We start from the raw sequence: 2324 nt of genomic DNA on the forward strand, positions 1-2324 counted from the left end.
AGAAATGTGGTTAACCCCATACTCTTATCAACCTCATTTACAAGTTCATCCCGCGATATGTTTAACAAGCCCATAGAATTGGTACACACATAAAACTTTGCACCCATTGCCTTAGATTGAGTTAAAAGTTCAGATATTTCCTGAATATGGCCCTTTCTCATATGCGCTTCTAATAGTTTCCTGTGAGTCTGTCCCTCTTCATTAAGCTGGAACACAGACTTTCCTTTTATCAGATATTCTAATGCCCAATAGGTAAAAAAACACCTTACCTCTCTGCCTAATGCCAGGGCTACAAGGACTATGGAAAAACCGTGATAAATGCGGTCGTAAGAACCGCTATGAAATATGATCGCCAAACCTTTCTTATCTGTCTCCATGGTTTATTTCATTTGCCTCTTATGGTTTCTGCCCAATCCAGTAAAGGTACGCCTGCCTTTCTTGCGGCAGCAAGTTTCTCGCTTAAATTATCAACTTCCTTTTTACTCAATCTTTCGGAAAGTATGGACAAACCGTCACAGTTTGAGACGTGGACTAAAAGCTCCCTTGCTGCCGTGGTCGCCTTTTTTGCCTCTTCATCTGTCAGGCTATCCTTCTTTAATAGCTCAGCACAAGAACGGGCAGTAGCTATTACGCCATCATGCTCCTTTATTAACTGGTCTACGTGCTCGCCTAATAATACCCGCAGTGCGGGATAAAGAGTTTCTTCCTCATATCGAAAATGTGGGCCGACAGCCACGTTTATTTTGCCAAGTATTTTCCTTGCCGTAACAACATCCTTTGATTGCAAGGCTTCCATTAATTCAAGTAATCCGTCCCTTACCTTTCGGTGGTCTTCTCTAAATTCTACAATTGGATCTAACTTTGTCATCCTTATCATCCCCCTTTTTTAAATTTATTTTATGTGCATTATATAATTGGTTGCCTGTAAATGTAACTTTTCCCCTTTCAACACACAGCCTTCCTGCAAAGGAAACAATCTCTTTCATTCAATAATATTTGGCGGCATCTTCTTTCTTGAGTCCCCGTGGCCATAGACGATCAATCAATACCCTATCCCAGCACCCTCGTCCGGTTTTTCATAAACACGTTTTATTTCAAATATGGCAAATTTAAGCCTTTATTTCTAAAAATAATCAACCTTGTAAATTTATTTACGTCCTTGAATTAATAAATTCGTTATTTAATCTATCAGTATCTTCTTGTCTTAATTTCCAGCCAATTGCACCCAGGTTTTTTTCAAGATGTTCAACTTTTGTTGATTTCGAAATGACAACAATCCCCTTTTTAGAAATTAGCCAATTTATTGCAATTTGGGCCTGCGTCTTATGATACTTATCAGCTAATTCATCTAAGATTTTGAAACCCGGTTTTGCAAGCTTACCCTTTGCAAGTGGTCTCCATGCGATAATGAAAATATTATTTTCCTGGCAATAGGGAATTATTTCAGATTCCATATTCTCTGTAACTCTGCCTTTGTCTCTTACGAGTAGGTTGTATTCAATTTGATTAGCAACTATTTTGTTTTTGGTATATTTCTGCGCTTCTTTTATTTGGTCAACCGAAAAATTACTTACCCCAATACACCTAACCAGTTTCTGTTCAACTAAAAAATCCATTGCCTTCATGGTTTCCTGTATTGGGATATCCGGATTAGGCGCATGAATCAAATATAAATCAATATAATCCGTATTTAATCTTTGCAGGCTTCCTTTTGCAGAAGCAAGAAGATTGTCATAGCTTAAATGCTCCGGTGAAACTTTCGAGGTGATAAACAGGCTTTTTCTATCTAAACCAACGATTGCTCTTCCAACCAGTTCTTCTGAATGGCCTTGGGCATATGCTTCAGCGTTATCAATGTGTGTTATTCCAAGTTTGATTGCAGTTTTTATTGCAGAAATATTCTCTTTATCATACGTGGTATCTGCTTCATCTCCTCCGCCAATAGTCCATGTTCCAAGACCTATCACTGGTATTTTAATAGTATTCGACAAATTTTTGAATTCCATGTTAGCCTCGCATCAAAATCGGGTTGGAGTGTTTCTCAATGACATCCTTCCATTTCATAAATGTAATAACCGCTTTCTTTAATAGCCTTTTCAATATCCTCTGACGCCTCTTCCATGTGGCAGAAACGACATTCTTTTGTTGTGAGTGGTTGTCCCTCCTGTCCCACTCTTTTTAGATATTCAAGGCCAAATTGAAGAACCTTTTCATGTGTCTGATCATCAGGGACGATAATATCAAAATGCATTGTCAGCCCGTTTTTCTTCACTACGTGTGTGTCATAGACAGATACTTTCATAGATTTCCCCTTTCTTCTTTTA

Annotated in this window: 4 protein-coding genes; all 4 read right to left on the reverse strand. The window is 38.3% G+C overall.

Annotation, left to right across the window (positions count from 1 at the left end):
* On the reverse strand, positions 1-377 hold a 377-nt coding region (locus tag QZT26_RS17240; protein ID WP_295103927.1), incomplete at its 3' end, for a DsrE/DsrF/DrsH-like family protein.
* An 8-nt stretch (positions 378-385) separates the two neighbouring features.
* Positions 386-868 (reverse strand): hemerythrin domain-containing protein, encoded by a 483-nt coding sequence (locus tag QZT26_RS17245; protein ID WP_230405714.1) that lies wholly within the window; start codon positions 866-868, stop codon positions 386-388.
* A 283-nt stretch (positions 869-1151) separates the two neighbouring features.
* Positions 1152-2006, reverse strand: coding sequence for an aldo/keto reductase (locus QZT26_RS17250; protein ID WP_169703399.1), 855 nt, complete (start codon positions 2004-2006; stop codon positions 1152-1154).
* Between the two features lie 35 nt (positions 2007-2041).
* Positions 2042-2324: DUF2024 family protein (locus QZT26_RS17255; RefSeq protein WP_295103933.1), on the reverse strand; the 283-nt coding region annotated here is incomplete at its 5' end.

Source organism: uncultured Candidatus Kuenenia sp., assembly GCF_900696675.1.
Taxonomy (GTDB): Bacteria; Planctomycetota; Brocadiia; order Brocadiales; family Brocadiaceae; genus Kuenenia; species Kuenenia stuttgartiensis_A.